General features: G+C 62.1%; 26 protein-coding genes and 4 tRNA genes. 13 read left to right on the forward strand and 17 right to left on the reverse strand.

Features of this window, described 5'->3' with window-relative positions; genetic code table 11:
- Window positions 1-39: 39 nt before the first annotated feature.
- The 8 genes from RF641_RS08320 to RF641_RS08355 form a co-directional block, all read right to left on the reverse strand.
- Entirely contained in the window at window positions 40-699 is a 660-nt protein-coding gene (locus tag RF641_RS08320) for an ATP-dependent Clp protease proteolytic subunit (protein WP_047119306.1), read from the reverse strand.
- A gap of 50 nt (window positions 700-749) precedes the next feature.
- Window positions 750-1,343, reverse strand: coding sequence for an ATP-dependent Clp protease proteolytic subunit (locus tag RF641_RS08325; RefSeq protein WP_047120760.1), 594 nt, complete (start codon window positions 1,341-1,343; stop codon window positions 750-752).
- Window positions 1,344-1,597: 254 nt separating this feature from the next.
- Window positions 1,598-2,941 (reverse strand): trigger factor, encoded by a 1,344-nt coding sequence (gene tig, locus RF641_RS08330; RefSeq protein WP_047119307.1) that lies wholly within the window; start codon window positions 2,939-2,941, stop codon window positions 1,598-1,600.
- Between the two features lie 86 nt (window positions 2,942-3,027).
- Window positions 3,028-3,102 (reverse strand) — tRNA-Pro (locus RF641_RS08335).
- A gap of 158 nt (window positions 3,103-3,260) precedes the next feature.
- Window positions 3,261-3,335 (reverse strand) — tRNA-Pro (locus tag RF641_RS08340).
- A 947-nt stretch (window positions 3,336-4,282) separates the two neighbouring features.
- Window positions 4,283-4,356: transfer RNA gene (locus RF641_RS08345), tRNA-Gly, on the reverse strand.
- 185 nt (window positions 4,357-4,541) lie between these two features.
- Window positions 4,542-5,510, reverse strand: a complete 969-nt coding sequence (locus RF641_RS08350; RefSeq protein WP_047119308.1) for an Fpg/Nei family DNA glycosylase — start codon at window positions 5,508-5,510, stop codon at window positions 4,542-4,544.
- A 2-nt stretch (window positions 5,511-5,512) separates the two neighbouring features.
- Window positions 5,513-5,986 (reverse strand): ribose-5-phosphate isomerase, encoded by a 474-nt coding sequence (locus RF641_RS08355; protein ID WP_047119309.1) that lies wholly within the window; start codon window positions 5,984-5,986, stop codon window positions 5,513-5,515.
- Window positions 5,987-6,271: 285 nt separating this feature from the next.
- On the opposite strand from RF641_RS08355, the gene pepN reads away from it, so the two are divergent.
- From pepN to RF641_RS08370, 3 genes are all read left to right on the forward strand, one after another.
- A complete protein-coding gene (gene pepN / locus RF641_RS08360) occupies window positions 6,272-8,818 on the forward strand; it encodes an aminopeptidase N (RefSeq protein WP_424572959.1) in 2,547 nt (848 codons plus the stop codon).
- An 82-nt stretch (window positions 8,819-8,900) separates the two neighbouring features.
- Entirely contained in the window at window positions 8,901-9,398 is a 498-nt protein-coding gene (locus RF641_RS08365) for an OsmC family protein (RefSeq protein ID WP_424572960.1), read from the forward strand.
- Window positions 9,395-9,901, forward strand: coding sequence for a globin (locus RF641_RS08370; RefSeq protein ID WP_082123915.1), 507 nt, complete (start codon window positions 9,395-9,397; stop codon window positions 9,899-9,901). The genes RF641_RS08365 and RF641_RS08370 overlap by 4 nt, the downstream gene beginning before the upstream one ends.
- An 80-nt stretch (window positions 9,902-9,981) precedes the next feature.
- On the opposite strand, the gene RF641_RS08375 is transcribed toward RF641_RS08370, so the two are convergent.
- Window positions 9,982-10,641 (reverse strand): hypothetical protein, encoded by a 660-nt coding sequence (locus RF641_RS08375; protein WP_113606371.1) that lies wholly within the window; start codon window positions 10,639-10,641, stop codon window positions 9,982-9,984.
- A 174-nt stretch (window positions 10,642-10,815) separates the two neighbouring features.
- Between RF641_RS08375 and RF641_RS08380 the strand changes: the two genes are divergently transcribed.
- The gene (locus RF641_RS08380; protein ID WP_424572961.1) at window positions 10,816-11,703 is read left to right on the forward strand and encodes an acyl-CoA thioesterase; all 888 of its coding nucleotides are present in this window, start codon (window positions 10,816-10,818) and stop codon (window positions 11,701-11,703) included.
- A 21-nt stretch (window positions 11,704-11,724) separates the two neighbouring features.
- Here the strand turns inward: RF641_RS08380 and soxR are convergent, their stop codons facing one another.
- A complete protein-coding gene (gene soxR / locus RF641_RS08385; protein ID WP_424572962.1) occupies window positions 11,725-12,219 on the reverse strand; it encodes a redox-sensitive transcriptional activator SoxR in 495 nt (164 codons plus the stop codon).
- Between the two features lie 147 nt (window positions 12,220-12,366).
- On the opposite strand from soxR, the gene RF641_RS08390 reads away from it, so the two are divergent.
- Window positions 12,367-12,870, forward strand: coding sequence for a flavin reductase family protein (locus tag RF641_RS08390; protein ID WP_424572963.1), 504 nt, complete (start codon window positions 12,367-12,369; stop codon window positions 12,868-12,870).
- Window positions 12,871-12,945: 75 nt separating this feature from the next.
- Here RF641_RS08390 and ettA read toward each other — a convergent pair whose 3' ends face one another.
- The 3 genes from ettA to RF641_RS08405 all read right to left on the reverse strand — a co-directional run bounded on the left by ettA (window position 12,946) and on the right by RF641_RS08405 (window position 16,142).
- Window positions 12,946-14,628, reverse strand: coding sequence for an energy-dependent translational throttle protein EttA (gene ettA / locus RF641_RS08395; RefSeq protein WP_053798281.1), 1,683 nt, complete (start codon window positions 14,626-14,628; stop codon window positions 12,946-12,948).
- Between the two features lie 113 nt (window positions 14,629-14,741).
- Window positions 14,742-15,215 carry a single-stranded DNA-binding protein gene (locus tag RF641_RS08400; protein WP_160309084.1) on the reverse strand — a complete coding sequence of 158 codons (474 nt, stop codon included), beginning with the start codon at window positions 15,213-15,215 and terminating at the stop codon, window positions 14,742-14,744.
- 72 nt (window positions 15,216-15,287) lie between these two features.
- Window positions 15,288-16,142 carry a CPBP family intramembrane glutamic endopeptidase gene (locus tag RF641_RS08405; protein ID WP_424572964.1) on the reverse strand — a complete coding sequence of 285 codons (855 nt, stop codon included), beginning with the start codon at window positions 16,140-16,142 and terminating at the stop codon, window positions 15,288-15,290.
- Between the two features lie 160 nt (window positions 16,143-16,302).
- On the opposite strand from RF641_RS08405, the gene RF641_RS08410 reads away from it, so the two are divergent.
- Window positions 16,303-16,376: transfer RNA gene (locus RF641_RS08410), tRNA-Arg, on the forward strand.
- Window positions 16,377-16,587: 211 nt separating this feature from the next.
- On the opposite strand, the gene RF641_RS08415 is transcribed toward RF641_RS08410, so the two are convergent.
- Window positions 16,588-18,276, reverse strand: coding sequence for an FAD-binding dehydrogenase (locus tag RF641_RS08415; RefSeq protein ID WP_424572965.1), 1,689 nt, complete (start codon window positions 18,274-18,276; stop codon window positions 16,588-16,590).
- 296 nt (window positions 18,277-18,572) lie between these two features.
- Between RF641_RS08415 and RF641_RS08420 the strand changes: the two genes are divergently transcribed.
- Entirely contained in the window at window positions 18,573-19,790 is a 1,218-nt protein-coding gene (locus RF641_RS08420) for an MFS transporter (RefSeq protein ID WP_113606374.1), read from the forward strand.
- Here RF641_RS08420 and RF641_RS08425 read toward each other — a convergent pair.
- The gene (locus RF641_RS08425) at window positions 19,787-20,233 is read right to left on the reverse strand and encodes an Lrp/AsnC family transcriptional regulator (RefSeq protein ID WP_047119318.1); all 447 of its coding nucleotides are present in this window, start codon (window positions 20,231-20,233) and stop codon (window positions 19,787-19,789) included. The genes RF641_RS08420 and RF641_RS08425 overlap by 4 nt on opposite strands.
- 155 nt (window positions 20,234-20,388) lie before the next feature.
- Here RF641_RS08425 and RF641_RS08430 point away from each other — a divergent pair, with 155 nt between their 5' ends.
- The 6 genes from RF641_RS08430 (at window position 20,389) to RF641_RS08455 (ending at window position 25,799) form a co-directional block, all read left to right on the forward strand.
- Complete coding sequence (locus tag RF641_RS08430; RefSeq protein ID WP_047119319.1) at window positions 20,389-21,111, forward strand: LysE family translocator; 723 nt, start codon at window positions 20,389-20,391, stop codon at window positions 21,109-21,111.
- A gap of 149 nt (window positions 21,112-21,260) precedes the next feature.
- Window positions 21,261-21,950, forward strand: a complete 690-nt coding sequence (locus RF641_RS08435) for an energy-coupling factor ABC transporter ATP-binding protein (RefSeq protein ID WP_082344783.1) — start codon at window positions 21,261-21,263, stop codon at window positions 21,948-21,950.
- On the forward strand, window positions 21,947-22,561 hold the full coding sequence (locus RF641_RS08440) for an energy-coupling factor transporter transmembrane component T family protein (RefSeq protein ID WP_113606375.1): 615 nt from the start codon (window positions 21,947-21,949) through the stop codon (window positions 22,559-22,561). Before RF641_RS08435 ends, RF641_RS08440 begins: the two co-directional genes overlap by 4 nt.
- Window positions 22,562-22,607: 46 nt before the next feature.
- Window positions 22,608-23,186 (forward strand): biotin transporter BioY, encoded by a 579-nt coding sequence (locus RF641_RS08445; protein ID WP_047119321.1) that lies wholly within the window; start codon window positions 22,608-22,610, stop codon window positions 23,184-23,186.
- Between the two features lie 4 nt (window positions 23,187-23,190).
- Window positions 23,191-24,630, forward strand: a complete 1,440-nt coding sequence (locus RF641_RS08450) for a class I adenylate-forming enzyme family protein (protein WP_113606376.1) — start codon at window positions 23,191-23,193, stop codon at window positions 24,628-24,630.
- Window positions 24,627-25,799, forward strand: coding sequence for a thiolase family protein (locus RF641_RS08455; RefSeq protein ID WP_113606377.1), 1,173 nt, complete (start codon window positions 24,627-24,629; stop codon window positions 25,797-25,799). Before RF641_RS08450 ends, RF641_RS08455 begins: the two co-directional genes overlap by 4 nt.
- Here the strand turns inward: RF641_RS08455 and RF641_RS08460 are convergent.
- Complete coding sequence (locus RF641_RS08460) at window positions 25,796-26,140, reverse strand: metal-sulfur cluster assembly factor (protein WP_047119324.1); 345 nt, start codon at window positions 26,138-26,140, stop codon at window positions 25,796-25,798. The two genes, RF641_RS08455 and RF641_RS08460, sit on opposite strands and share 4 nt — an antisense overlap.
- Before the next feature lie 212 nt (window positions 26,141-26,352).
- Window positions 26,353-26,697 (reverse strand): metal-sulfur cluster assembly factor, encoded by a 345-nt coding sequence (locus RF641_RS08465; RefSeq protein ID WP_047119325.1) that lies wholly within the window; start codon window positions 26,695-26,697, stop codon window positions 26,353-26,355.
- Between the last annotated feature and the right edge of the window lie 14 nt (window positions 26,698-26,711).

A 26,711-nucleotide genomic window follows, 5' to 3' on the forward strand; every position in this document is an offset into this window, starting at 1 on the left:
GGTAAACCGCCAGTATTCAACAATTATTCCCGGCTCGGACTAGTGCCCCAGCATCGCGCGGTTGATCTTGCGCGGGGTCAGGACCTCGTCCACGATGCCGTAGGCCTTCGCTTCTTCTGCCGTCATGAACAGGTCGCGCTCCACATCGTCGCGGACCTTCTCCACGGTCTGGCCCGAGTGCGATGCGATGGTGGTCTCCAGCCAGGAGCGCATGCGCATGACTTCTTCGGCCTGGATCTGCAGGTCGGTCGCGGTGCCGCGCTCCCCGCCGCCCATGGCAGGCTGGTGGATCAGCACGCGGGCGTTCGGCAGGGCCAGGCGCTTGCCCGGGGTGCCGGCGGCCAGCAGCACGGCCGCGGCCGAGGCGGCCTGGCCGAGGCAGACGGTCTGCACCTCTGGGCGGATGAACTGGATGGTGTCGTAGATCGCGGTCATCGCGGTGAACGAACCGCCCGGGGAGTTGATGTACAGGGTGACATCGCGCTCCGGGTCCATCGATTCCAGGACGAGCAGCTGGGCCATCACGTCATCCGCGGAGGCGTCGTCGACCTGGGCGCCGAGGAAGATGATGCGGTCTTCGAACAGCTTGGCGTACGGGTCCTGGCGCTTGAAGCCGTATGGGGTACGCTCTTCGAACTGCGGCAGGATGTAGCGGGCCGAAGGCATCTGGCCGCTGGTGGCTTCAGGATTGAAGTGCATGGTGTTCTCCTAGGACAAGTCTGTGTGATTCAAGCAAGTGGGTGCGGCGCTTAGGATTCGACTCCGCCGCCACCGGTGACGGAACCGGCGTGCTTGGCGATCTTGTCGAAGAAGCCGTAGGCCAGCCCGTCCTCGGCGGTGAACCACTTGTCGCGCTGGTTGTCGATGAGGATCTGCTCCACGGTCTGGCCGGTCTGCTCGGCGGTCAGCTCGCTCATGACCTTCTTCATGTGCATGATCAGCTCAGCCTGGATCTTGATGTCCGAGGCAGTGCCGCCGATGCCGCCCGATGGCTGGTGCATCAGGATGCGGGCGTTCGGGGTGGCGAAGCGCTTGCCCGGGGTGCCGGAGGACAGCAGGAACTGGCCCATGGAGGCCGCCAGGCCGGTGGCCACGGTCACCACGTCGTTCGGGATGTACTGCATGGTGTCGTAGATCGCCATGCCCGCGGTGATGGAGCCGCCTGGCGAGTTGATGTACAGGTAGATGTCCTTCTCAGGGTCCTCCGCCGAGAGCAGCAGCAGCTGCGAGCAGATGGCGTTCGCATTGTCGTCGCGGACCTCGGAGCCCAGCCAGATGATGCGCTCCTTGAGGAGGCGGTTGTAAATGTAATCCTCACGGCCTGCCGGGTCAACGGTAGCCATGGTGGGAGTGCGCGAATCATTTGACATGTTCTCTACCTCTTCCAAACGTGTAGATCAGATTCTGGGATCCAAAGTCCGAATCCCAAAGCTGCAACTGGTTTACTTGCAGATTACTTACTTCAAGTCCTCGATGGGGCGATTCATGCCCCTGTTTCGCTCACGGCGCATGCTGCACGCCTGAAGCGAACAAAAATGGCCGTCAACCAGCGTGTTTGCACATGCTGGCCGACGGCCATCAATGATTTGGGTGAAGACTACTTGGCTTCGGTTGCCTCGGACTCGGCCTCAGCCTCTGCTGCTTCGTCCTCGCCAGCTGGTTTCACGAAGGAGCTCAGATCCACAGCTGCACCGTTCGAGTCGGTGACCGTTGCGTACTCCAGGACCTTTGCCAGTGCCTTGCGGCGGCGAACCTCGCCCAGCAGCATTGGAACCTGGCCTGCGCCGTCCAGCATCTGAGCGAACTGGTTCGGCTCCATGCCGTACTGGCCTGCGGTCTGCACGATGTAGTCGATCAGCTCGGACTGCTCCACGCCAACCTCTTCGGCGTTGGCAACTGCGTCCAGGATGATTTCGTTCTTGAAGGCACGCTCGGTGTTCTCGCGAACTTCCGCACGGTGCTCTTCGGTGTCGTGGTCGTCCTCGGCGTTCGGCTGGTCGAAGTGCTGCTCGATCTGCTCGTTGATAACCGACTCAGGCACCGGAACCTCAACCAGTTCCAGCAGCTTGTCCAGGACCAGCTCGCGGGCCTCAACGCCCTGCTCGACGATCTTGCCTTCGGCGGCGGACTTGCTCAGGTCCTCGCGCAACTCGGCGATGGTGTCGAACTCGGAAGCCAGCTGTGCGAAATCATCGTTGGCTTCTGGCAGTTCGCGCTGCTTCACAGCGGTCACGACAACCTTGACGGTGGCAGGCTTGCCGGCGTACTCGCCGCCAGCCAGCTCGGTCTCGAAGGTTGCGTCTTCGCCAGCGGACAGGCCGGTGATGGCCTCGTCCATGCCCTCGAGCATGTTGCCCGAGCCGATCTGGTAGGACAGGCCCTGAGCCGAGTCGACCTCTTCGCCCTCGACCGAAGCGGTCAGGTCGATGGTGACGAAGGAATCGGCAGCTGCTGGAGCCTCGACGTCCTTCAGGGTGCCGAAGCGGCCGCGCAGGTCGTCAAGAGCCTTCTCGATGTCCTCGTCGGAAACTTCCTTGGCCTCAACGGAAACCTCGATGCCCTTGTAGTCAGGCAGCTCGACAGTCGGGCGGATGTCAACTTCCAGGGTGAAGACCAGCTGGCCTTCGCCTTCCTTCTCGATCGAAGGCAGCTCGGTGATGTCGACCTCTGGGCGCGACAGCGGGGTGAGCTCGTTCTCGACCATGGCGGCCTGGTAGTACTCGTTCAGACCCTCGTTCACCGCGGTCTCGATGACGTAGCCCCGGCCAACGCGCTGATCGATCAGGCGGGAAGGAACCTTGCCCTTGCGGAAGCCTGGGATCTGGATCTGCTGAGCGATAGTCTTGTACGCCTCATCGACGCGGGGCTTCAGCTCTGCGTAAGGAACTTCAACGGTCAGCTTAACCCGGGTCGGGTTGACGTTTTCGACGGCGCTCTTCACAGCGTTGTACTCCTGAGTTGTAATAATTAGGTCTAATCTGCAAAAAACCCCGCAACATGGTGGCGTTGCGGGGTTGTTCGACAGAGTCGGGGTGACAGGATTCGAACCTGCGACCTCACGCTCCCAAAGCGCGCGCTCTAGCCAAGCTGAGCTACACCCCGATTAGCAGTGATCAGTCTAACCGACGTTTTCCTGTATCCACTAATCGTTTGTGATGCAGTTCGGGTCTATTTCACTAGCATCCGAAGATCACAAGATCTAAATAATATTTAGCTCTCAAGTTTCATGTACATCCAGACCGGAATCCTTAGTTCATGAGTCGGGGTGACAGGATTCGAACCTGCGACCTCACGCTCCCAAAGCGCGCGCTCTAGCCAAGCTGAGCTACACCCCGTTGAATTCTTGTGAAAATCGCTTCTCACTTGAACCAACTCTTTGTGAATTCAGGTTTGGATTTGTTTATCCGCGCCTGACCACAAGAAATAAAGATACACGGGTTCGGGGTAAATGCAAAATCAGGATCCCTCTCCCAGCACCGCCGGGAAACCGCGTGTTTCCGGGGAATTTCCGAGAATTACCTTCGATTTTGACGCATATTCCACCCCGACGTGAGTTGAGTAACAGGAGATTTATTATTCGCGAGCCCCGGGAGGGCGACACCATAAGCCGTAGCCATCGACGCATCAACGGGCGAAAAGACGCGGAATTCTCGACGCTAAAACTTCCCGTCGGGGCGTAGGGGCTGGAAACAACGGGAACCAGCGCAGGAAAGTTGACCGGCACACCTCAGCGGCTGGGGCCGTTCCCGGCGCCAGCGGCTCCGCGAACATCGGGTCTTCCCGCATTCAGGCAAGCCTTCCCCCTTGAACCCAACAGGCGGCAGCCTTGAACCCAACAGGCGGCAGCCTTGAACCCAACAGGCGGCAGCCCAAGCGCCAGCCACCGCCGCGGACTCTCCCATGACGCCCTGCGGCCACTGGGTCCGCGTTCCGGTGCAGTTCACTGCCAGCGGACCAGGCAGCATGCATCTTGCAGTGCCGTACTTCTCGTGGCATGACATCGTGCTGCTCGCGGAATCGGATTTCTGGGCACGCGACCCTGGCATCATCATCGCCCTCGGCCAGATTTTGCGGGCGACGCAGGTTTTCTCGATGCCAGGCAAGATCGAAGTCCCCTTGCCGGTCAGGCCGAATCAATGCGCGTGGGTTCCAGCGCAGAAATCCGATGCCCTACCGCGAAAGTCCTGGGAAGGCAGATGGCCAGCGATTCGGATTCCAGCGAGGGCCAGCAACGGGCGACACTTACCGGATAAACGAAAACCCCGCCGGAGCGGGGTTTCTCTGGAGGGGATGACGAGAATCGAACTCGCGTCATTAGTTTGGAAGACTAAGGCTTTACCATTAAGCTACATCCCCATTTCGAAGCTACTTCGCTTCGAACAAGTTCTAGTCTAGACCATAAAACTTGGGCATTGCAAATCGGGAAACCAGTCTCCGACTTGGGTGCATTCGCCTAGCACGGAGCGCCACCCAGAAAAGACAGTACACGCCGGGAATTTGAATCTAAAAGAATAAATCCGAATTCCCGGCGCAGCGCATGCTTATTTACCGGCGCGCTTGCGCGGCAGGCGCTGGCATTTGGGGCACCAGTACAGTTTCCTGGCGGCGACCTCAGCGAGGGAGATCGTCGCGGTGCATTTCCTGCATCCCATCCCTTGGCGCTGGTAAACGTAGTAGGCATTATCCGGCCAGAGAAGTCCTTCGGAATCACGGTCTTCGGGGCGGGTCGTGATGATCTTCCCGTCGCGCACGCCGTCCTCCATCGTCGCCACGATGTCGTTCCACAGTTTCTTGGCGGCCCGGGTCGAAAGCTCGTTGGCCGGAAGATCGGGAGAAATCCGGTTGCGGAACAGCGTTTCCGCGCGGTAGATATTTCCGACGCCGCTGATGAGGTTTTGGTTCATCAGCACGATGCCGATCGGCGACTTGGTGCGCAACAGGTTCGCGCGGAACAGCGTGTAGGACTCATCCAGCCGTGCGTCCGCCTCGGCGGCATCCGCCTGGCCCTTGGCCGCCCGGAACCTGACGGCGGCACCGACCAACGGGTCCGGCCCCAATTTGGCCAACTGGGCCTGCACCTGTTCGTGGTCCAGCACCTCGCAGGCTGTTGGGCCGCGCAAGTCCGCCCAGCCGTGCTCGGACACGATGCGTGCGCGCACGGCGCCCACGGGAGCCGGCGGACCGGAGTACTCCCCCGCGTCCTGCGGCGAAGCGGTTTCGCGTTCACCGATCTTCCGCGGGGCGCCGATGGATGACGCGCCGGTGAAGTAGCTGTCTCCGCCGAAGCTGAAGGCTCCGTAGAGACCCAGGTGCACCCGCAGGTACAGGTCGTTGGAGAAATGGCAGAACAGCTGCTTGCCCTTGGCGAACGCGTATTCAAGTTCGCACCCGTCGATGCGCTGCGCGTCGACGGCGAAGCGGCCCTGCGGGGAAGAAACGTGGACCGTCTGGCCGCCGAATACGTCGTCGAATTGGCGGGCCAGACGGTGAAGGGAGTGTCCTTCGGGCACGGCTAGTCGATGACCTCGCCGGTGGTTTCATAGGTCGCGATCTTGCCGATGCGGCGAACGTGGCGCTCGGCTTCGCTGAACGGCTCGGCCAGGAATGCCTCGATCAGTTCGGCGGCTTCCTCCACAGTGTGCTGGCGGCCGCCCACGGCGATCACGTTGGCGTCGTTGTGCTCGCGGGCCAGCTTGGCGGTGTCCAGGTTCCAGGCCAGTGCGGCGCGGATGCCCTCGACCTTGTTGGCGGCGATCTGCTCGCCGTTGCCCGAACCGCCCAGCACGATGCCCAGCGCTTCGACGCCGGCACGCTGGTCGGCGACCACTGCCTTGGCCGCGTTGATGCAGAAGGCCGGGTAGTCGTCTTCCGCGTCATAGGCCTTCGGTCCATGGTTGACCATCTCGTAGCCCTTAGCGGTCAGGTGCTTGACCAAGTAGTCGCTGAGTTCAAGACCGGCATGGTCGGTGGCGATATGCACGCGCATCGTGTGGAGCCTCATTCATTGTGGACGGTTGTTGCTGTCTTTTCTAGCTTAGCGACCAACACGCGCGCCGCAGGCATTGCGTCGCGCTCCGGGTAATTGTGTGAAGTCACCGCCCGATTCGGGGAACTAAGAATGGTGACGCCGAAAAAACACGCGAAATATACGGATTCCCCCGGCCCGGGGGTTGCGGAGGGGCGGGTGGCGGGTGACACAATAGGCATAGATATTCAATATCCATTTCAGAACTTCGGGTGAGGTGATGCCTCACGAGAAATTGGAGCCCCCATGCCAGGAATGAACCTCACGCGCGCCGAGGCCGCCGAACGCGCCAGCGTGATCAACGTCGAGTCCTACGAGGTGAATCTCGACCTGACCCGCGGCGAGCGCGTGTTCACCTCGCAGACCACCGTGCGATTCACCGCGACCCCGGGAGCCGCGAGCTTCATCGACGCCGTGACCGACACCGTGCGTTCGGTGAACCTGAACGGCGTCGAGCTGGACCCGGCCGAGGTGGCCGACGGCATCCGCATCCAGTTGCCGAATCTGGCCGCTGAGAACGTCCTGGTGATCGACGCGGATGCGTTGTACATGAACACCGGCGAAGGCCTGCACCGCTTCGTGGACCCGGTGGATCAGGAGGTCTACCTCTACACCCAGTTCGAGGTCGCCGACTGCCGCCGCATGTTCGCCGTTTTCGAGCAGCCGGATTTGAAGGCCACCTTCCAGTTCTCGGTGACCGCGCCGAAGTACTGGAACGTCGTCTCCAACGCCCCGACCCCGCAACCGGTCGAGAAGGGCGAGGCCGCAACCTGGGACTTCGCGCCGACCCAGCGCATCTCCTGCTACATCACCGCGCTGATCGCCGGCCCCTACCAGGTGACCCGCGACTCGCTGGTCTCCTCCAGCGGCCGCACCGTGGAACTCGGCGTGTTCGCCCGCGCTTCGCTGATGGAGTACCTGGATGTCGAGAACATCGTGACCATCACCCGCCAGGGCTTCGAATTCTACGAGAAGAACTTCGGTACCCCGTACCCGTTCGAAAAGTACGACCAGCTGTTCGTGCCTGAGTTCAACGCCGGAGCGATGGAGAACGCGGGCGCGGTGACCTTCCTGGAAGAGTACGTCTTCCGCTCCCGGCCCACCGGCGCCATGGTTGAACGCCGCGCCATCACCATCTTGCACGAGCTGGCCCACATGTGGTTCGGCGACCTGGTCACCATGAAATGGTGGAACGACCTGTGGCTCAATGAATCCTTCGCCGAGTTCATGTCCACGCTGGCCGCCGCGCAGAACACCGAGTTCACCAGCGCCTGGACCACCTTCAACACACTGGAGAAGAACTGGGCCTACCGCCAGGACCAGCTGCCCTCCACCCACCCGATCGTGGCCCCGATCAACGACCTGGAAGACGTCGAGGTCAACTTCGACGGCATCACCTACGCCAAGGGCGCCTCGGTGCTCCGCCAGCTGGTGGCCTTCGTGGGCCAGGAGGAGTTCATGGCCGGCGTGCGCGAGTACTTTGCGAAGCATGCCTGGGGCAATACCGAGCTGCCCGACCTGCTGCGCGAGCTGGAAGCGGCCAGCGGCCGCGACCTGAGCCACTGGGGCGGATCCTGGCTGGAGACCGCCGGCGTGAACACCTTGACCGCCCAGATCTCCGAGGATGAGAACGGCGTGATCACCGACTTCGCCATCCACCAGAGCGCCGCCGCGGACTACCCGACCCTGCGCCAGCACCGCCTGGCCGTGGGCTTCTACTCGCTGGACGCCGGGGGCAAGTTGCAGCGTGTGCACCGCGAGGAGCTGGACATCGACGGCGAGCTCACCGAGGTGCCGGCGCTGGTCGGCCTGGCGCGCCCGGATCTGGTGCTGCTGAACGACGACGACCTGACCTACACCAAGATCCGCCTGGACGAGCGTTCGCTGGCCACCGCGACCGAGCACCTGAAGGACTTCGCGCAGTCGCTGCCGCGCACGCTGGTCTGGTCCGCCGCCTGGGATGCGGTCCGCGAAGCGGAGTCCCCGGCCCGCACCTACGTCCAGCTGCTGCTGAACAACATCGGCCACGAGGTCGATTCGACGGTGATCATGGTGCTGCTGCGCCAGCTGAACACCTCGCTGGATTCCTTCGTGGCCGCAGAGCACAGCCAGGAGCTCGGCATCCACGCCGCCGACCGGCTGTGGGAGCTGGCCACCGAGGCCGAAGCCGGATCCGACGCGCAGCTGCAGTTCGCCAAGGCCTTCGCCCACCGCTCGCGCACCGCCGCGCAGCTGGATACGGTGCAGGCGCTGTTCGACGGCTCCACCGCGCTCGACGGGCTAGCCGTCGATACCGATCTGCGCTGGGCGCTGGCCATCGCGCTGTCCGCCGGCGGCCGCATGGACGACGCGGGGCTGGACGCGGTGCTCGCCGCCGACGACACCGCCAAGGGCAAGGCCTCCTGGCACACCGCCCGCGCCGCGCGCCCCACTGCGGAAGCCAAGGCCGCCGCGTTCGCGGCCGCAACCAGCGGGGATTTGTCCAACGACCAGCAGAGCGCGGTCATCGCAGGCTTCAACACCACCCACGACTCCGAGCTGATTTCCGGATATGCGCAGCAGTACTTCGACCTGCTGGTCACCACGTGGGAGTCTTTCTCCCATGAAATGGCCAAGCAGATCGTGCTGGGCTTCTACCCCGGCTCGAACGTCTCCGAGCAGACGCTGGCGCAGACCGACAGCTTCCTGGCCTCGCTCGGCCAGAAGCACCCGGCCATGCGCCGACTGCTGGTGGAGTCCAAGGCAGACGTGGAGCGCGCCTTGGCCGCCCGCGCCGCTGACGCGCAGGCCTAGCCCATAACGATCCCGTGGTGTGCCACGCGCCGTGTGCGTGAAGGCACACCACGTTTCGTTTAAAGGGTGGGAGAATGGGGTCATGGACCTCTCGCAGCACCGATACCAGGTGAGCATCGACTGGACCGGCAACCGCGGGTCCGGCACCGAGGGATACCACAGCTACGGCCGGGACCACATCGTCCGGGCGCCGGGCCTGCCCGATCTTCCCGGGACCGCCGACCCCACTTTCCATGGCGACAAGGACCGGTGGAATCCCGAGCAGCTGCTGCTGGCGGCGCTGACCCAATGCCACATGCTCTCCTACCTGCATGTGGCGGTGACCCACGGCGTCGTGGTCACCGGCTACAGCGACCAGTCAACCGGCACCCTACGCCTGAACCGCGACAACAGCGGAGAATTCACCCAGGTGGTGCTGCATCCCCGCGTGGAACTCGCCGACGAGTCCCAGCGGGAACTGGCCGACTCGCTGCACCACGAGGCCAACAAGGTTTGTTTTATCGCGCGGTCCGTGAATTTCCCGGTCCTGCACGAGCCAGTCACCTTCCAACCGACAGATACCCGAGGACTTAGCCAATGAGCGAACCACAGTTCCTTCCGCAGGTCGCCCGACGCGACCCCATGAGCAACCCATTGGTGATGGGGAAATCCTCGCAGGAATTCCTCGACCTGGCGCAGGAGCCGGTGGATATCTCGCAGTACGCAGGAACCTTCTACGAGGAAGTCGGCGGCCGACCGGTTTTCGCCCAGCTGACCAAGAACTTCTACGCCTCCGTGGCCGAGGACGAGGACTTCCGCCGGATGTACCCCGAGCAAGACCTGCACCCGGCCCAGGTGCGCCTGCAGTTGTTCCTGGAGCAGTACTGGGGCGGCCCCACGACCTTCTCCGAGCATCGAGGCCACCCGCGCCTGCGCATGCGCCACCACAACTACCCGATCAACTCGCACTACCGCGACGTCTGGCTGGGGCACATGAACAAGGCCATCGACCAGCTCGAGCTTCCGATGCTCCAGGCCGAGACGCTGCGCGACTACTTCGAGCGCGCCGCGCACTCGCTGCAGAACACCCCGGACACCATGTAGCCTGCCGCAGAGAGCGAATGGGCTGGAACTCCCCCGAAGGAGTTCCAGCCCATGGTTCGCTTAACGCCCCGCGCTGCCGCCTAGCCCAGCAGCGAGGACCTGCGCAGCACCACGTGCCCGCGGCCGTTGCTGATCCGCACCCAGCTCCCGTTGCGGAAGACCCGGCTTTCGCTTCCCGGTGCCAGGAATCCCAGGGCCTGCATCGCGAAGGCTGCCCCCATGGGAAGCTCGTGCTCGGCACCGGCAATCGGCGATGACCAGATCCGCTGGCGGATCTGGGCGACCACTGGCTTTCCGGGATTCTCGGGAAGGGCCTTGGCCACGGCATCGATACCCGTTTGGGCCGCGCTGCGCAGCACGTCGTCGGCGATGGCGCCGCTATCGATCCATCCCGAAACCGGTACCGAGATCCCGGCCCAGCGGGGGTTCTCCTGCACCGGAGGAAGCGAGAACTCGACGGAGCCGTCCGTCATGCGGGCCAGGCGGTCCTGCATCGAAGCCAGGGAGTAGCTGCGCGTCAGCTCCGCCGGCTGGGCCAACCGGTGCACCCGCATGGCGAGGATCGTGTATTCGCCCTGGCCCAGGTCTGCGGGAACCAGTACCGGGACGTAGACTGCCAGCGCGGCACCCCGGGCCATGAGCAGCGCCGCATCGTCTTCCACAGTTTTGGCGCGGCTGATGAAGTTCGCCAGATCCGCCACGGAGGTATTGTCGTCAAAAACTAATGCGCTGCTTGCCATGCATTCATGGTCTCACGACTCACGTTCGGCAAATCCCAGCTTCCGCTAATGGCGTCATGAACTGCCATGAAACGTATAGTTGGACGATGAGACTGTGGATGGAAGACGTCATGTTACTTTGCGGTACACGGCGTTGCCCTTCCTCCGCATTATGTACCTGAAGGAGTCGAGATCGTGTCCGAAGAACTAGGCACAACACAAATGCTGCTGGATCTGCTCAATCTGGATGGCGATGACCATGCGCGAACCGACGAGGACATCTTCGTCGGACATACGCCGTCGCACACCTTGGGGCGCGTCTTCGGCGGCCAGGTGCTGGCGCAGTCCGTCGTCGCGGCAACGCGCACGGTCGAACCCAGCCGCGCTGTGCATTCGCTTCACGGCTATTTCCTGCGCCCCGGGGACCCCACCCAGAACATCACCTTCGGCGTCCAGCGCCTGCGCGACGGACGCTCGTTCTCGGCACGGCGTGTGCACGCCTACCAGAACGGCGAGCCGATCCTGTCGATGATCACCTCGTTCCAGGAACCGGCCCAGGGCATCGAGCACCACGATCCGCTGCCGATCTCGGCCCCGGACCCCGAGACGCTGCCGACCACGGCCGAGCTGATCGGGCACATCGACCACCCGGTGGCCCGCGAGTGGGCCTACCAGAGGCCGTTCGACGTCCGGCATGTCACCGACGCCATCTACCTTCCGCACAAGTTCGAGAAGTCCCCCGAGGCCGTCGTCTGGCTGCGCACCACCGCCAAGCTGCCCGACGACCCGGCGCTGCATCGCGCCGCCCTGGCCTACGCCAGCGACTACATGCTGCTGGAACCGGTGCTCCGCGCCCACGGCAAGACCTGGGTCCACCCGGGCTTGAGCGTCGCAAGCCTGGACCATGCAATGTGGTGGCACCGGGATTTCCGCGCCGATGAATGGCTGCTGTACGTCTTGCATTCGCCGTCGGCCTCATCGGCCCGCGGGCTGGGGACCGGGCAGTTCTTCAACCGAGAGGGAACGCTCGTGGCGACGGTGGCTCAGGAAGGAATGGTCAGGCTGCCGGAGGACTCGCTGTAGCGAGCCCAGCGGCGGGCCGGGTCAGGTTGGGCGCAAGTCCTCGTCGTCGGCGGCTTCCAGGCGGCGCGCGCCCGAGCCTTCCTGGGCCAGCGCGTCGTCCGGGTTCAGCAACGTGCAGGCCTGCATTGAGAGGCAGCCGCAGCCGATGCAGCCCATCAAGCGGTCTTCGAGTTCCTCGATGGCCCTTCGGCGTGCTTCCAGGACCCGTTTCCATTCGGCTGTCGCCCGTAGCCAGTCGGCTTCGGAGGGCATGGTGTTCATCGGCACCGGTTCAAGCGCTCGCTTGATGTCACTCAACGGAATACCCAGCTTGCTGCCAACGGTGATCAGCGAGATACGCCGCAACATGTGCCGCGGATACCGGCGCTGGTTGCCCGCCGACCGAAGCGACGCAATGAGTCCCACGTCTTCGTAATAGTGCAGGGCCGAACGGGCGACCCCGGTTCGCTCGCTCACCGAGCCGATGCTCAGCAGTTCCTGCCCGGGCATCTCGCGAGGCAGCTCTTTGCCGCTCATTGTGTCCATGATCACCACACCTCCGCTTGACCTCAAGTTTACTTGAAGTCTTAGTGTGGGGCGTATAGATGGTTTAGATTCAGGGCCGGCATCGGCCCTGACCAACACTGGACTGCCCCATACAGCCCAGCAGAAGGATCAGTGAATATGTCGACTTTGTCTGATGATTTCCGTACCGCATTCCGTCATCACCCCGCCGGCGTCGCGCTCATCACCGCTGCGGTCGACGGCATTCCCTACGGCCTGACGGTGTCATCGCTGGCCTCGCTGTCCATTGAACCCGTCGCTGTGTCCTTTTCCCTGACCAAGGAGTCCGGAGCCGCAGGAGCGGTCTTGTCCGCATCGAGCTTCATGATCCACCTGCTGGGCGAAGACCATCACGAACTGGCAACGAACTTTGCCAAGCCGGGAGCTCCCCGCTTCACCGAGGAACAGGGATTCCAGTTCCTGCCCACCGGTGAACCGTATTTCCCGCATGCTCCGGTGGCGCTTCGCGCGAGCCTCCACTCCTCGATCAGCATCGGCGGTTCCCGGCTGATCGCCGCCGAGGTCCACGAGATCCTGCACGGCACCCACCAGCAGCACCTGCTCCACCAAGACCGCCAGTACCTCCGGCTGTCCGGGCTCATGGCCGCCTCGCCAAACACCTAGGCGCTCACAGGAGCCCGCGCCGGGGTACGAAAAAAGCCGCCACTTTCGTGGCGGCTTTTCCCTTACCCGGAATCTTTAGTCGCGGGTCAAGCGGCGGTGGGTGACGCGGTGCGGCTTCGCTGCATCCGGGCCCAGGCGCTCAATCTTGTTGGCCTCGTAGGACTCGAAGTTGCCCTCGAACCAGTACCAGTTCGACGGGTTCTCTTCGGTGCCCTCGTAGGCCAGGATGTGGGTGGCCACGCGGTCCAGGAACCAACGGTCGTGGGAGACGACCACTGCACAGCCCGGGAACTCCAGAAGCGCGTTTTCCAGCGAGGACAGCGTTTCAACGTCGAGGTCGTTGGTAGGCTCATCGAGCAGCAACAGGTTGCCGCCCTGCTTGAGGGTCAGTGCCAGGTTCAGGCGGTTGCGCTCACCACCGGAGAGCACACCTGCCTTCTTCTGCTGGTCCGGGCCCTTGAAGCCGAACGCCGAAACATAGGCGCGCGAAGGCATTTCGACCTGGCCGACCTGGATGTAGTCCAGTCCGTCCGAAACAACTTCCCACAGGCTCTTGTTCGGATCGATGTTTTCGCGGTTCTGGTCAACGTAGGAGATCTTGACGGTTTCGCCGACCTTCAGGTTGCCGCCGTCCAGCTGCTCCATGCCCACGATGGTCTTGAACAAGGTCGACTTACCGACGCCGTTCGGACCGATAACGCCAACGATGCCGTTGCGCGGCAGCGAGAACGATAGGCCGTCGATGAGGACGCGGTCGCCGAAGCCCTTCTTCAGGTCCGTGGCCTCGATAACGACCTGGCCCAGGCGCGGGCCTGGCGGGATCTGAATCTCTTCGAAGTCAAGCTTGCGGGTGCGCTCGGCTTCGGCTGCCATTTCCTCGTAACGTGCCAGACGGGCCTTGGACTTGGTCTGGCGTCCCTTGGCGTTGGAGCGAACCCATTCGAGTTCCTCGGCCAGGCGCTTTGCCAGCTTCTGGTCCTTCTTGCCCTGGACCTCCATGCGTTCGCGCTTCTTCTCCAGGTAGGTGGAGTAGTTGCCCTCGTATGGGTGCAGACGACCGCGGTCGACTTCACAGATCCATTCGGCGACGTGATCGAGGAAGTAACGGTCGTGGGTCACGGCCAGTACGGCGCCCGGGTAGGCCGACAGGTGCTGCTCCAGCCACAGGACCGACTCGGCGTCCAAGTGGTTGGTGGGCTCATCGAGCAGCAGCAGGTCCGGCTTCTGCAGAAGCAGCTTGCACAGTGCTACACGACGGCGCTCACCACCGGAGAGGTGGGTGACCATTTCGTCGCCCGGCGGGCAGCGCAGGGCATCCATGGCCTGTTCAAGCTGGTTGTCGATGTCCCAAGCGTCGGCAGCGTCAATCGCTTCCTGCAGCTTGCCCATCTCTTCCAGCAGGGCATCGAAGTCGGCGCCGTCTTGGGCCATTTCTTCGGAGATTTCGTTGAAGCGCTGGATCTTTTCGTAGATCTCGCCAACGCCTTCCTGGACGTTGCCCAGGACAGTCTTTTCTTCGTTCAGCGGCGGTTCCTGCAGGAGGATGCCGACCGAGTAGCCTGGTGAGAGTCGAGCCTCACCGTTCGACGGGGTATCAATCCCCGCCATGATCTTCAGGATTGTTGACTTACCAGCACCGTTAGGGCCCACGACACCAATTTTGGCGCCCGGATAGAACGACATGCTGACATCGTCAAGAATGACTTTGTCACCAACGGCCTTGCGAGCCTTGGTCATCGTATAAATGAATTCCGCCATACCCTTAAGGCTAGTCTGTCGCAGGCTCCAAAACCCAATCCATGGGGCAGAATCTTCCTCTCACGGTGCCCGGATTCACAAAGTCCGCCCGGGCACCGAAGGTTTTGCGGGTTTCAGGCCGCGTCGGTGTCCTCGCTGGCCCACATGTTCTCTCCCCGCACTTCGTCCGAAGATCGAGAATTCCCCGCGGCCGAGGTGTGCGTCACGCGTTCGGCTTCGCCGCCGTCACTGCGAACCTTGGTGAATAGCGACGTGCCGAACCTGAGATCATGGCCCAGCGAATATGCCTCGAGGTCGGCGCTCATCCCCCGGGTGCCGTCGGGCCGGTCAAACTGTCGAATCTGCAGTTTTCCGAAGATCACCAAATGGTCTCCTTGGGCAATCGACTCCATCGCGTTTTCTGCCAGGGCGCGAAATGCCGAGATGGAAAACCAGCTGGTTGCGCCATCGACCCACTGCCCGGTTTCGCCGTCGCGTTTGCGTTCATGAGTCGCAACACGGAACTTGAGTACCGCGAGTCCCTTCGGGGTAATGCTCAATTGCGGTTCCGTACCGACAATCCCCCGGATGGTCATCAAATCGGTCATGGCCTGTTCTCCTTTGAACGTGGAACCAGCGAATGCCGGCTTCCACTCCATGTTCAGCCATGCTCCTTTTATTCAGGACCGAATCGGACGATCTGTGGATAATCGCGGTGTTGCCGGTTCGCCGAAGGCGCGGACGGACAGCATGACAGCAATCAGAATTGCAGGAAGGATCCACCCGGACCATCCGAGGATCGAGGCCTTTTGCGTATCAAGGATTACGCCCATCACCATGAATAGCGATACGAGTCCCGCACTGGCGTTGAAGATCGCGTGGGCGAGGGCGGCAGGCCAGACCGACTGGGAGAAGGTCCGCAACCAGGCGAAGAATGCGCCCACCACAACGCACATTCCACACATGGACACTACGCCCCATGCTCCGTCGGCCAACGGGTAGTTGTAGCCGAGAAGGATTAGTGGTGCATGCCAAATTCCCCACACGATTCCGGAAATCAGAATGGCGGGAAGTTGGCCCATCGGCTGCAGGCGGGGCCACAACCAGCCACGCCAACCGACTTCTTCACCCAGAGCAGGAAGCAGGTTCATCAGTCCCGCAACAAGGATCAAACCACCCTGATCTGCGAGGTAGTGGCCGATACCATCCTCGCCTGAAACGATTTTCAAGATCGTGAAGTTCTGCAGATCCCCGGGAAAGACGCCGAGCCAGGACCCGACGAAGACCGCCTGAAGGATCAAGAACACCGGAATCAGTATTCCGAGCAGCATGGCGGTGATGAACCGCCAAGGACGGCGCACTGGCCACATGCCGACGTGCTCAAAAAATTTACCGAGCTTCCCTTCGAGGGACGCTACGATAACAGCCGCAATGCTCGGAGTGATCATCATCGCCAGCGCGATCCACCTGAATGATGGATGGGCAAGTCCCCCGCCAAGCCATAGCGGCATGGCGACGATCCACGCAAGAATCATGCTCAAGAGACAGAACAGCACAGTTCCTTGAACTCTCCCGATTTTCCATCGCTGCACGTTAACCTCGCCTAATCAGCAACTGTAAAACCACTGCCAATCCCACCCTATCCGTTTCGAATCGCGTTCCATGCGAACCATAGGCTAAACTATTTTGGGTTCTGCCTCCGTAGCTCAGCTGGATAGAGCAAGAGCCTTCTAATCTCTAGGTCGTGGGTTCGAATCCCGCCGGGGGCGCAAAACAGGAACCGCCGTTCACTTGGTCAAACAGGTGCACGGCGGTTCTTTTCTTCGGTCAGAAACCTCTAGTCCAGTCCGCCGCAATCCCCGGATGCCAACATTGACAAGGCTCTTGTCACTGCAGGCGGTCCCTGAACCGGGCTGATCGATCGCGACTGGCATTGTGAGCCAGCGCGAGGGCGTGCTGCGGACCGCGCTTTCTCCACCGTTAGATGACCTGCGAGCAAATGGCTCGACCTGCTTGGCGACCGGTGAAGAGACAACCGCCCAGAAAAGTTCCCTCAAGAGCGTTGTATCCGTGCATACCCCCGCCGCCGAAGCCTGAGGCTTCCCCCACGGCGTAGAGTCCATTCAGAAGCCTGCCTTCCGGAGACAGCACACGCCCCGAGAGGTCGGTTTGCAATCCGCCAAGCGACTTGCGGGTCAGCACATGCAACTTCACGGCGATCAGCGGCCCGGCGGCAGGGTCGAGGATCCGATGCGGCGCGACGACGCGCATGAGCCTGTCGCCCAGATACCTGCGCGCATTCCGGATGCTTTGCATCTGCGAGTCCTTGCTGAAGGCGTTCTCCACTTGGAGATCTCGTGATTCTATTTGCCGGCGCAGGAGTTCCGTGTCCAACTGTGCCTCTGGCGCAATCGCGTTCATTTTCGCGACCAGGCCTTCGAGAGTATCGGATGACACGAAATCCGCCCCATGCTCCAGGAACGCCGCGACGGGAGCCGGGGCGCCTTTGCCGAAAAGCCGGTCTTTGACCACTGCCTTGCGATCATGGTTGGTGAGGTCCGGATTCTGCTCGGAGCCGGAGAGCGCGAATTCTTTCTCGATGATCCGCTGGTTCAAGACGAACCACGAATGGTCAAACGCGGAAGAGCTCGGATCGGTTCTCAGATGACGGAGGGTACCGATGGTGTCGTGCCCCGGCAGACCGGGCGCAGGCAGGCGGTTGCCGTTTGCATCGAACCACATTGATGTGGGACCCGGGAGTATCCGGATGCCATGCAGTGGCCAAATCGGGTCCCAGTTTCTGATTCCTTCGGTGTAATGCCACATACGATCGCGGTTCACGACGTTTGCCCCCGCAGCTTCGCCAAGTTCCAGTCCGCTACCATCAACGTACGCAGGCACCCCCGAAATCATGTGGGCTGGCGCGTTGCCAAGGCGGTCCGGCCAGTATTTCCTGACCAAATCATGGTTGCCCCCGATCCCGCCGGTGGCCACGACCACTGCCTGCGAATGGATCTCGAACTCGCTTTCGACGACCCGAGAGGATCTGACGCCACGGGCACTGGCATCCGGCTCCAGGACGCTGCCGCGCACCCCGGTGACGGTCCCATCAGTCACGACGAGTTCGGTCACCCGATGCCTGAAGCGGAGATCTGCTTTGCCGTCCCGGTGCGCTTGAAGAACTTTCTCTGCGAAGGGGCCGCTAACGCCAGTACCCGTTCCCCATGAAATGTGGAAGCGTGGAACGGAGTTCCCGTGGCTTCCCGCGGCGCCGCTACCCCGCTCGGCCCAGCCGACAACCGGAGTCAGCTTGATGCCCTGTTCGCGAATCCACGAGCGTTTTTCCTCAGCGGCGAATTCAACATAGGCCTTGGCCCACTTCACAGCCCAGGCGTCTTGATCTTCCAGCCGATCAAACTGTGCGCTGTCCCGCCAGTCGCTCCAAGCAAGCTCGAAGGAGTCCTTGACACGGAGGTGCCGTTGCTCGGGCGAGTCAACGATAAACAGCCCGCCAAATGACCAATATGCCTGCCCGCCGAGATTGTTCGAGTTTTCCTGGTCCAGGACTGTTACGTGCAGCCCGGCGTCTATGACCTCGGCCGCCGCAACCAGTCCAGACAACCCGGATCCGATGATCACCACATCAGTTTTCAGTGCCTTGGCTCCCACTACCATATCCCCGCTTCGTTGGAAGAGCTTCAGATAATGCTCAGAGCCTACGTGGCATCGGCAAATCACACCAGCCTTGCATTTGTTTGACTTGGGCAATAATTACAGAGCCCGAGGATCTAATCTCGACTGGACCAATCAGGCTGAGGCGGGCGCATTATCCGATTCTGTGAATGGCATACGAGCAAGCGCAACACCGACACTGAAAATCGCTCTAACGAGGGCATCACGCAAGGAAACTAACGCGGAATGAGATAAACTTTTAAGCAGTTTCACGTTGAAGGGCGAAAGGGTAAATGACACAGGCCACCAGCACAGCTTCTCGGAGAGTTCTCACCGAGCGGACTAGCATTAATCTCATTTTTCTAGCTGCTGGCATCTCTTTCGCATCGTGGGCCGGTCGCCTGACCGTCATTGATGAGGTCTTCAATTTTTCGGGCCTGACGTTCGGTTCATTCCTGCTGTGCATGACCGCGGGAACCCTATTGGGCATTTCGATAATTCCGATAATTAGTAGAAAAATAAATACTCGAAAACTACTTTTCTACTTCCCAATTCTACTCGCTGCGTGCCTTGTCGCCCTTGGTATTTCAATTTCAATTACGCGCACACCAATAACTGCGTTTATCTTCCTTTTTATTAATGGGATATTTTTCGGATGCCTGGATATCATGATGAATGTCAGCGGCGCTCGTGTTGAACGGCATCAAGGGCGCAGCCTCATGCCGATATTCCATGGATTCTTCAGTCTCGGAACGCTACTCGGCGCGGGGATCGCGACGGCAACAATTAGCCTCCGGATGCTGACCATCTGGCATTTCTCGATTGTCGCCGCCATGCTGGTGGCTATCGCCGTTCTGGCACAGGTGGGGCTAGTTGGCTGGGAACAAGAAAACTACGGAACTCGATCCAAACCGTCGAACAGGAGCAATACCGCGTCGAACCAAAAGTTGGGCCTGCTGCTCTTGCTCGGGCTCATGGTGGCCGGCCTAAGCTTCGCCGAAGGCGCGGCCAATGACTGGATTGCTCTGGCAACCGTCAATGGCCATGGCTTGCCCCATCACACCGGCGCGCTCATGTTCACCCTTTTCGTGGCAGCCATGACGGCCGGACGGTTTGCTGGTGGCAAGATCGTGGACAGCGTCGGACCACGGCGCACCCTGCTGCTCATGGGCTCGATAGGGTTGGCCGGCATCTGCATATTCCTGATCGGCCACGGCCCTATCGTCCTTGGAATCGCAGCGGTCATGTGGGGCCTGGGAAGTTCATTGGGCTTCCCGGTGGGCATGACCATCGCCGCCTCGCAGGGCAGCAGACTTGGCCCCAACGCTGTAAGCATCATCAGCGCCTTCGGATACGGCGCGATGCTTTCCGGCCCACCACTGATCGGATTCGCCGTCGATCATACCGGCCTGCCGGAAGCCCTGTGGATCGCTTTCGGGGTCATGTTGATGTCCTTGCTGCTGACACCACGCGTAACCCGCGTGCCGGCAAAGATTACGAGTGTCGGCTAGACCGGCAGGACCGCCCTGCCCTTGATGTTTCGCATGACAATGGTGCTGGTCAACTTTTCAACCGCCGGCAAGTTCACCAGCACCTCGTCATAGACCCGCTGGTAGTGCGGCAGATCCTTGGCGAATACCCGCAGCAGGAAGTCGGGTTCGCCGAACAGGCGCTGCGCCTCCACGATGAGCTCCTCCGATTCGACGGCTGCCTCGAATTCCTTCAAATGCGAACGGTCCCTGAGCGTGACGAACACCAGCGCCTCGAATCCGAGCCCCAGTTGCCTCGGATCGACCACGGCTTGGTATCCGGTGATCACACCGGACCGTTCCAGCTCGCGCATCCGTCGGTGACATGGCGCAACCGATAGTCCGACGCGGGCGGCAACAGCAGTGGCGCTCATTCGCCCGTCCTGCTGCAGTTCAGCGATGATGGCGCGATCCAATTTATCCATAGCTTGATAGTACTGCACAAATATTTTGCTTAAGTTCTGAGTAAGAATGATTTATATTGCTCATTTGGTCCGTCAAGGCAAAGATTCGGCAAGCACATTTCCCGTTTTTTCTCCTAACGTTGTTCCCAGGTCATCAGATACACACTGGAGGAACAATGGAAATCAGTCAGCTGACGGGTTTTTTGCTGGTTTCAATTACCCTTGCCTGCACCCCTGGCGCCGACTGGGCCTACATCATCTCCTCCGCGCTGGGAAAGACCAGCTACCGCCCGGCAGTCTGGGGCCTGCTCTCCGGATACCTGTTCCACACCGCACTTCTGGTCTGCGGCATGGCCGCCCTGGTGGCAAGCTCCCCCAATCTCTTGATGGGCCTGACCATGGCCGGTTCGCTCTACCTGCTCTGGCTTGGCATCTCGACGTTGCGCAGCTGGAAGAAAGCCAAGTTCTATGACGGTTCCGCCGGCCCGGGACTCCAGGAAGTCGCCACCGACCCTACACCGGACGCCCCGCAGGCGTCGGCTTCGGTTGCCCTGCTGCAAAAGGCCCCGACCGAGGTGAAGTCCGCCGGCGCATGGCGCGCCCCGTTCTTCAAGGGTCTGCTCACCAGCGGCACCAACCCCAAGGCCTTGCTTCTTTATGTTGCACTGATCCCCCAGTTCCTCGATAGCGCGCAGCCCATGCCGATGACAGTGCAAACGGCCATTCTCGGCCTCGGGCACTTCGTGGTATCGATCGCCGTGTACTTCTCCGTGGCCAAGGCCGCCCGGGTCCTGCTTCGCTCCAGGCCCGTGGCCGCCCGCATGGTGACCTTCAGCTCCGGAATCATCATGATCGGCCTCGCTCTGGGTTTGATTTACGAGCAGTTTTTCGTCGTATAGCTACTTTCTTGAACAGTGATCAAGAAAATTGAACGGTGATCAAGTATCCTCTTAATTGTGGCCACCCAAGCCATGAACTAAGAGCATGACTGATCGAACTGCACCCAGCAGATCTCATCGGCCTTGCATGAGTGACCTGCTGGAGCATTGTGAACTTACCTCAGATTCAACTGGAGAACGTGACGGTCAGCTACGACGACCGTGACGTGCTGACCAATCTCACGCTCGCACTCAACGAACAGCGCATCGGAATCATCGGTGCCAATGGTGCGGGAAAGAGCACCCTGTCCCGTCTGCTGAACGGATTGGTCCTGCCTACCACGGGCACCGTCCGCGTCGGCGAGCTCACCACGGCCAAGCATGCAAAGCAGATCCGGCGCGATGTGGGGTTCGTTTTCCAGAACCCTGCAAACCAGATCATCATGCCGCTGGTGGCCGAAGACATCGCCTTCGGATTGAAAAATCTCGGACTCGGAAAGCAGGAACGCCAGTTCCGCGTCGCCGACACCCTGGCGCAGCTGAACATCACGCATCTCGCGGAGCGTGAAAGCCACACCCTCTCCGGTGGAGAGCAACAGATGGTCGCGCTGGCCGCTGTCATCGCGATGCAGCCGCGAACGATTGTCTTCGACGAACCGACCACCATGCTGGACTTGAAGAACCGGCTGGCATTCCAACGAGAAATCGCCCGGCTGGACCAGCGGGCCATCGTGGTCACCCATGACTTGGAGATCCTCGAGGACTTCGACCGGGTCGTGGTGGTCACCGACGGCGGCATCGGATTCGACGGGGCTCCGGACCAGGCCATCGCCCACTACCGTCAGTGGAGCCACGCATGATCGCGGCGAAAAATACGTCGTGGCTGTCCAGAACCCCCGCGGGATGGAAGTTCGGAACCCTGCTGGCGATCAGCATCAGCCTGTATCTGATCTCCTCCTGGCAGGTGCTGCTGGCCTTGCTGCTCGTGAGCATCGCCACCCTGGTATCGGCCCGGGTGGACTTCAAGCAGCTGCGCATGCCGCTGGTAACGCTGGCCGCCATCCTTGCCGTGGTGCTGATCCTGCTGGGAATCCAAACAGGCTGGCTCAACGCAACCATCGCGGTGCTGCGCTTGCTCACCATGTGCATATTCGCCTATTCGGTCAGCCTGACCACGAGTTTCGACGCCATGCTGGAGCTGTTCCAGAAGGTCGCTTCTCCCCTGCGCGTTCTCGGCGCCAATCCGGCGCAGATCGCGTTGGCCCTGTCCATGGCCATCCGGTTCATCCCGGAGCTCAAACGCGTTTATCTTGAGGTCCGCGAGGCGCAGCACGCCCGCGGTCTGGGCAACAACCCGCTCGCGGTAAGCGTCCCGCTGGTCATTCGATCCCTGAAAATCGCGGACGAGACCGCCGAAGCGCTCGACGCCCGCGGCTATGATTCCGCACCGGCACGGCACCACCGGCTCTAGCCGCCCCACCACCCTTCATCGCCTTCACCCGTCTCTAGGAGTACCCATGTCCACCACCACCGCCCCCTCCCAAACACGCAATACCGTGTACGTCGCAGTCTTCGCGGCGATGATCGCCGCAATGGGACTGGTTCCGCCCATCACCCTGGGCGTCATCCCGGTGCCGATCACCCTGCAGACCCTGGGCGTCATGCTCGCCGGCGCCATGCTGGGCCCTTGGCGCGGTTCCTTGGCGTCGCTGGTCGTGATCGTGCTCTCCGTGGCAGGACTGCCGCTGCTGGCCGGAGGCCGCGGCGGGTTGGGTGTGCTGTTGGGCCCAACCGGCGGCTACCTGGTCGGATGGTTCTTCGGCTCGCTGGTCATCGGTGCGCTGTTCAAGTACTGGGTGATCCGCATGCAGTCCAAGCTCCTGCAGCTGGTGTCCGGCCTGGTTGCCACCATCCTCGGCGGCATCGTGGTGATCTACCTGTTCGGCGTCCCGTGGACCGCGGTTGTCACCGGTCTCGACCTGAAGACCTCGCTGGTCGGCTCCCTCGCATTCCTGCCCGGTGACCTGCTCAAGGCAGTGGTGGCCACGCTCGTCGCCCTGACCGTCCACCGCAGCTACCGCGGACTGCTGAAGTAACCTCGTGGATCTCTCGCTTGCCGTGGAGCATTGGGCTCGAAGCACGCCGGACCGGATCGCAGTGGCCTCCGCCAAGGAGGAACTGACCTTCGGCCAGCTGATGCTTCGGGCCCAAGGTCTATCCACGCGCCTTCGCCGGCACCCGGGCCTGCGCGTGGGCATCCATACCCAGGACCCGGTGGCCATGGCGGTCGGGTTCCATGCGGCGGTTCTGGCCGGAAAGTCGCTGGTTGTCCTCGATCCAGCCTGGCCGCAGGAACAGCTAGCAGCAACCGCCCGACGGCTGGGAGCCGCCTTGGTGGTCACCGCCCCGGAGCACGCAGCTGTGCTCCAAAACCTTGGTTTCTCCACCCATTCGGTTCCAGTTGACGGCGCAGGTCCCCTGCACCCGGTCCGGCCGGCCTCTGCAGAGCGCGAACTGCTGGTCATCTGCACCTCCGGATCCAGCGGCGAGCCCAAGGCGATCGTGCGCAGCCAGGGCTCATGGCAGCAGTCGCTGTCCTCGGGCGCCGCGATCCTCGGCGCAGTTCCCGCCGCGCTCACCCTATGCCCCGGGCCGATATCCCATGGGCTCGGACTGTACGCGCTGGTCGAATCGCTGCATACCGGTGGAACCCTGCTGGCCAGCGGACGCTGGAACACCGATACTGCCCGCACCCTGCTTGGAAGGTACGCCTGTACCCGCATCGTCTCGGTCCCAACGATCATCCAGCGGCTGCTCGATGCGTCCCCCGACGGCGCACTGGACTCGCTTACCACGGTGGTCAGCGGCGGTGAACCGCTGCCCGCCCCCACGGTGGAGACGATTTTCACCGATACCCCTGCGACGGCCTGCACCGAATACTACGGCAGCTCGGAGCACAGCCTGATTGCCTACCGCCACCGCGAACCAGGCGAAGAGCCCGCCGGAAACTTCATTGGCATTCCGTTCCACGGGGTGAAGGTGCACATCCACCGTGAGGAGGGCGCTTCGCCCGGGGGCGCGATCTTCGTAGACAGCCCGTTCAACGCCGAAGGCTACGATTCTTCCGGCGCCGTGTGCATCAATCGGTGCGGAGCCTCCACCAGCGTCGGCGACCTCGGGCGGCTGCTCGACGATGGCCGATTGGAACTTCACGGACGCGGCGGAGCGATGCTCAACCTCAACGGCAATAACGTGCATCCGGGTGAAATCGCGCAGGCCTTCGCACGGCTTGGCCTGGCGGACGTGCGGATCCGCATGTCCTTGCGCGGCGGCAGCAAAACGCTGCTGGCCTACACCTGCACGGAACCGCAGCCGGGCCCGGAGCTTGCCGGCCGGCTGCGCGAGCTGCTGCCGAGCTACAAGATCCCCCGCGAACTGGTATTTCTTGAACGCTGGCCGATGACTTCCAGCGGAAAGATCGCCGACGCCGAACTTCCCGATTCGGGTATTCCCGACCTAGCGAAGGTGGCCCTGAGATGAATCACGCCTACATTATCGGCGCCGCGCGCACTCCGATTGTCCGCGCAGGCAAGGAGTTCACCCGGATCACCGCGGACAGGTTGCTCGGGACCGTGGTCGATGCGCTGCTGCAACGCACGGGCATTGCACCCCAGGCCGTGGACCATGTTTATGCCGGCAACGCCGCCGGACCGGGCGGGAACATTGCCCGGGTTGCGGCTCTCGCCTCGGCGCTGCCGCAGACGGTTCCGGCCACCAGCGTGGATGCGCAGTGCGCCAGCGGACTGGAATCCATCGCGGCGGCGGCGCGCATGATCCGCTGCGGCGAAGCGGACCTGGTGATTGCCGGAGGTGTTGAATCCGCGAGCACCGCGCCGTGGCGCGTGGAGAAGCAGACCGATCCCATGATGCAGCCGCGGCTCTATTCGCGGGCGCGCTTCACGCCAGTTCCCGATCCGGACCCGGACATGGGAGTCGCGGCGGAGAATATCGCGCAGCGCTACGGCATCAGCCGGCAGCGGCAGGACAAGTTCGCGTTGGACAGCCACCGCAAGGCGCTGCAGGCCATGGAATCCGGGGCATTCAGCGCCGAGCTTGTGGGCATCCCGACTTCAGGCGGGCTGGTCGAGGCCGACACCTGCCCGCGCCCGGGGCTCACCCCGCGCAAGCTCGCAGCGCTCAAGCCCGCCTTCGTGCCTGGAGGCAGCGTCACAGCGGGCAACGCCTGCCCGATCAACGACGGCGCGGCCGCGGTCGTGCTGACCAGCGAGCGGATGCTCGAACAGCTGGAACCTGACTTTGCCCTGCGCTACCTCGGCGCGGCCTCCGGAGCGAGCGATCCGGAAATCCTCGGCATGGCGGCGACGCCCGCCTACCGGAATCTGGTCCGCCTGCTCGGCGAGGATCCCACGCGCAGCGACGCGCTGATTGAATTCAATGAGGCGTTCGCGGTGCAGGCGCTGGCCTGCCTGGACGAATTGGGCATTGGCGAACACCGGGTGAACCGCCAAGGCGGAGCCTTGGCCCTCGGGCATCCCTACGGGGCCAGCGGAGCGGTCCTGGTCACCCGTTTATTCTGGCAGGCCCAGCAGGCCCCCACCCCGGGCCAGCGTGCCGTCGCGTTGATGGCCGCCGCAGGAGGCACCGGAAGCGCAGTCGCCTTCGAATCGATGCCCAGTAAGCAGGATTAGAGGTTGAAGCCCAGCGCGCGCATCTGGTCGCGGCCGTCTTCGGTGATGTGTTCGGGGCTCCATGGCGGCATCCAGACCCAGTTCAGGCGGTAGGCCTCGACGAGGCTCTGCAAGGCGTTTTCCACCTGGTCCTCGATGACCGGGGTCAGCGGGCAAGCCGCGCTGGTCAGCGTGATGTCGATGTCCAGAGCGCCGTCCTCGGCGAAGCGCAACCCGTACACGAGGCCCAGGTCAACGATGTTCACACCGAGTTCCGGGTCAATGACATCCCGCAACGCTTCTTCAATGTCCTCAATGGGCTTGGCAACCAGCTTGGCGGTTGCGTGCGTCGTTTCTGTCACGATTCTCTCCCCTGTCGCACTCTATGTGAGCTAGCCCTCACTGGAATACAGGGAACTATACGCACGGCTTCGCGCCGCCTGCCACCGCCAGTCCCACTGAGTCGAAATGGGCAGAGATTTTGCCCCTGCAGCCGTACCGCGAGCCGACAGCAGATGGCAAAAGGCGCCGCACGAAACGAAATTCGTGCGGCGCCTTTGTGGCTCAGCTGTGACTAGATGTTGAACCCGAGGGCTCGCATCTGGTCGCGTCCGTCATCGGTGATCCGTTCAGGACCCCAAGGCGGCATCCAGACCCAGTTCAACCGGTGATCGTCGACGACGCTCTCCAACGCGGAGGCTACCTGCTCCTCGATGATGTCGGTCAGCGGGCAGGCGGCGGTGGTCAGGGTGAGGTCCAGGACCAGCGCGCCGTCTTCGGCGTACTTCAATCCGTAGAGCAGCCCCAGGTCGACAATGTTGACTCCGAGTTCCGGGTCAATGACGTCCTTCAGTGCTTCTTCGACGTCCTCCAGCGGAGTAGTCGTGGAGCCCTTGCTCTGTTCCGTAGCTTCGCTCATGGGAACTTTCCTAA

This window comes from Arthrobacter sp. 'calajunan' (assembly GCF_046940185.1).
Classification (GTDB): domain Bacteria; phylum Actinomycetota; class Actinomycetes; order Actinomycetales; family Micrococcaceae; genus Glutamicibacter; species Glutamicibacter soli.

Excerpts from the sequence above, each read along its gene's own strand:
- RF641_RS08405 (WP_424572964.1), bottom strand. The coding sequence starts at position 16,142 with ATGATTCTTGCGTGGATCGTCGCCATGCCGCTATGGCTTGGCGGGGGA.
- RF641_RS08420 (WP_113606374.1), top strand. The coding sequence starts at position 18,573 with ATGACACAGGCCACCAGCACAGCTTCTCGGAGAGTTCTCACCGAGCGG.
- pepN (WP_424572959.1), top strand. The coding sequence starts at position 6,272 with ATGCCAGGAATGAACCTCACGCGCGCCGAGGCCGCCGAACGCGCCAGC.
- RF641_RS08375 (WP_113606371.1), bottom strand. The coding sequence starts at position 10,641 with ATGGCAAGCAGCGCATTAGTTTTTGACGACAATACCTCCGTGGCGGAT.
- RF641_RS08430 (WP_047119319.1), top strand. The coding sequence starts at position 20,389 with ATGGAAATCAGTCAGCTGACGGGTTTTTTGCTGGTTTCAATTACCCTT.
- RF641_RS08355 (WP_047119309.1), bottom strand. The coding sequence starts at position 5,986 with ATGCGCGTGCATATCGCCACCGACCATGCCGGTCTTGAACTCAGCGAC.
- soxR (WP_424572962.1), bottom strand. The coding sequence starts at position 12,219 with ATGAGCGGCAAAGAGCTGCCTCGCGAGATGCCCGGGCAGGAACTGCTG.
- RF641_RS08455 (WP_113606377.1), top strand. The coding sequence starts at position 24,627 with ATGAATCACGCCTACATTATCGGCGCCGCGCGCACTCCGATTGTCCGC.
- RF641_RS08425 (WP_047119318.1), bottom strand. The coding sequence starts at position 20,233 with ATGGATAAATTGGATCGCGCCATCATCGCTGAACTGCAGCAGGACGGG.
- RF641_RS08365 (WP_424572960.1), top strand. The coding sequence starts at position 8,901 with ATGGACCTCTCGCAGCACCGATACCAGGTGAGCATCGACTGGACCGGC.
- RF641_RS08370 (WP_082123915.1), top strand. The coding sequence starts at position 9,395 with ATGAGCGAACCACAGTTCCTTCCGCAGGTCGCCCGACGCGACCCCATG.
- RF641_RS08465 (WP_047119325.1), bottom strand. The coding sequence starts at position 26,697 with ATGAGCGAAGCTACGGAACAGAGCAAGGGCTCCACGACTACTCCGCTG.
- RF641_RS08445 (WP_047119321.1), top strand. The coding sequence starts at position 22,608 with ATGTCCACCACCACCGCCCCCTCCCAAACACGCAATACCGTGTACGTC.
- ettA (WP_053798281.1), bottom strand. The coding sequence starts at position 14,628 with ATGGCGGAATTCATTTATACGATGACCAAGGCTCGCAAGGCCGTTGGT.
- RF641_RS08440 (WP_113606375.1), top strand. The coding sequence starts at position 21,947 with ATGATCGCGGCGAAAAATACGTCGTGGCTGTCCAGAACCCCCGCGGGA.
- RF641_RS08400 (WP_160309084.1), bottom strand. The coding sequence starts at position 15,215 with ATGACCGATTTGATGACCATCCGGGGGATTGTCGGTACGGAACCGCAA.
- RF641_RS08320 (WP_047119306.1), bottom strand. The coding sequence starts at position 699 with ATGCACTTCAATCCTGAAGCCACCAGCGGCCAGATGCCTTCGGCCCGC.
- RF641_RS08325 (WP_047120760.1), bottom strand. The coding sequence starts at position 1,343 with ATGGCTACCGTTGACCCGGCAGGCCGTGAGGATTACATTTACAACCGC.
- RF641_RS08390 (WP_424572963.1), top strand. The coding sequence starts at position 12,367 with ATGTCGACTTTGTCTGATGATTTCCGTACCGCATTCCGTCATCACCCC.